Annotated in this window: 1 protein-coding gene and 2 rRNA genes (1 of these 3 cut by a window edge); all 3 read left to right on the top strand. The window is 47.0% G+C overall.

What is annotated here, in order from left to right; translation table 11 throughout:
* A 23S ribosomal RNA gene (locus A7456_RS06085) occupies positions 1-1,596 on the top strand (it extends 1,262 nt beyond the left edge of the window).
* A 110-nt stretch (positions 1,597-1,706) separates the two neighbouring features.
* A 5S ribosomal RNA gene (rrf, locus tag A7456_RS06080) occupies positions 1,707-1,820 on the top strand.
* Positions 1,821-1,961: 141 nt separating this feature from the next.
* Positions 1,962-2,500: GspH/FimT family pseudopilin (locus A7456_RS06075; RefSeq protein WP_067008671.1), on the top strand; the 539-nt coding region annotated here is incomplete at its 3' end.

Genomic DNA, 2,500 nt, shown 5'->3' with positions numbered 1-2,500 from the left:
AAGCCCGTTCGCCGGAAGACCAAGGGTTCCAGTCCAACGTTAATCGGGGCTGGGTGAGTCGACCCCTAAGGCGAGGCCGAAAGGCGTAGTCGATGGGAAATCGGTTAATATTCCGATACTTGTTTATGATGCGATGGAGGGACGGAGAAGGTTATGCCAGCCTGGCGATGGTTGTCCAGGTGGAAGGATGTAGTTAGACTGAGTAGGCAAATCCGCTCGGTTATTAATGAGATCTGATAGCAAGCCAGTTTACTGGCGAAGTGGCAAATACCCTGCTTCCAGGAAAAGCTTCTAAGCGATAGTCATAAACGAATCGTACCCGAAACCGACACAGGTGGTCAGGTAGAGAATACCAAGGCGCTTGAGAGAACTCTGCTGAAGGAACTAGGCAAAATGGTACCGTAACTTCGGGAGAAGGTACGCTGCCGATGGTGATGAAACTTGCTTTCTGAGCTGTTGGCAGTCGCAGATACCAGGCTGCTGCAACTGTTTATTAAAAACACAGCACTCTGCAAACACGAAAGTGGACGTATAGGGTGTGATGCCTGCCCGGTGCTGGAAGGTTAATTGATGGGGTTAGCGTAAGCGAAGCTCTTGATCGAAGCCCCAGTAAACGGCGGCCGTAACTATAACGGTCCTAAGGTAGCGAAATTCCTTGTCGGGTAAGTTCCGACCTGCACGAATGGCATAATGATGGCAGCGCTGTCTCCAGCAGAGACTCAGTGAAATCGAAATCGCAGTGAAGATGCTGTGTACCCGCGGCTAGACGGAAAGACCCCGTGAACCTTTACTACAGCTTTACATTGAACTTTGACCTAACTTGTGTAGGATAGGTGGGAGGCTTTGAAGCAGATACGCCAGTATTTGTGGAGCCAACCTTGAAATACCACCCTGGTTATGTTGGGGTTCTAACTTAGATATAACAGTATCAAGGACAATGTATGGTGGGTAGTTTGACTGGGGCGGTCTCCTCCTAAAGAGTAACGGAGGAGTACGAAGGTGCGCTCAGAACGGTCGGAAATCGTTCAAAGAGTATAAAGGCAAAAGCGCGCTTAACTGCGAGACCCACAAGTCGAGCAGGTACGAAAGTAGGTCTTAGTGATCCGGTGGTTCTGTATGGAAGGGCCATCGCTCAACGGATAAAAGGTACTCTGGGGATAACAGGCTGATACCGCCCAAGAGTTCATATCGACGGCGGTGTTTGGCACCTCGATGTCGGCTCATCTCATCCTGGGGCTGAAGCAGGTCCCAAGGGTATGGCTGTTCGCCATTTAAAGAGGTACGCGAGCTGGGTTTAGAACGTCGTGAGACAGTTCGGTCCCTATCTACCGTGGGCGTTGGAAATTTGAGAGGATCTGCTCCTAGTACGAGAGGACCAGAGTGGACGAACCTCTGGTGTTTCGGTTGTCACGCCAGTGGCATTGCCGAGTAGCTACGTTCGGATGGGATAACCGCTGAAAGCATCTAAGCGGGAAGCCCACCTCAAGATGAGATTTCCCTAAGAGCCGTTGTAGACTACGACGTTGATAGGTTGGGTGTGGAAGTGTAGTGATACATGTAGCTAACCAATACTAATTGCTCGTTTGGCTTGACCATACAACACCCAAGTGGTTTACCACTGACCGTGTTGATTGGTAATATGTAAGATGAACCTTAATCTTGATTTAGTAATAAACAGACTCATACAGCGTTGTTAATCCTTTTACGCTGACGACAATAGCAAGATGGAACCACCTGATCCCTTCCCGAACTCAGAAGTGAAACGTCTTAGCGCCGATGGTAGTGTGGTTCGCCCATGTGAGAGTAGGTCATCGTCAGCACCTTATTTTAAACCCCCACATTGGAAGATGTGGGGGTTTTGGGTAGGCTCATTCAAAAGAGGATGATGGTTTAAGAGGATGGTGTAAATGAGTTCAGTTGTATCATGATTATGTCATGATCAATTTGTGGGATGAATCTTGATGGGATGGGGTATTGTGGGTGAACAAAAAGGCTTGACATTGATTGAATTGATGGTGGTGGTGATTGTTATTGCTGTCATTTCTATGATTGCCTATCCTAATATCATGAAGTCCTTACAAAAAATGGAGGCAAATCATGTTGCATCCATCATCACTGATGCCCTAAAACAAGCTCGTGCTCAAAGCCACATTACTAAGCAAAATATCATTGTGTGTCCTGCTGATGAGTTTAATCTGTGTCATAGGCAGTTGGGGAAAAAAATTATTGTATTTAAGGATTTAGATGGTAATGCTCGCCTTGACGATGGTGAACTGATGATGGAGCATGAGCTTAATTTAAAATATGGAAGGCTTGATATGAGGGTGTCGGCATCTAGACATTATATTAAATACTTTGGTAGTAGTGCCAGTCCACGTGGACACTTTGGACACATTAAATATTGTTCGGTCTCTGATGATGTAAGGTTGTCTTATAAGATTATTTTAACGCATATGGGGGCTGTGAGGAAGAGCTTTGAGGATGTGGGGTGTGGGGGGTG

This window comes from Moraxella nonliquefaciens, assembly GCF_001679005.1.
Lineage (GTDB): Bacteria > Pseudomonadota > Gammaproteobacteria > Pseudomonadales > Moraxellaceae > Moraxella > Moraxella nonliquefaciens.
Note: the sequence above shows the minus strand (reverse complement) of the source record. Positions and strands in the feature narration are given on the sequence as shown.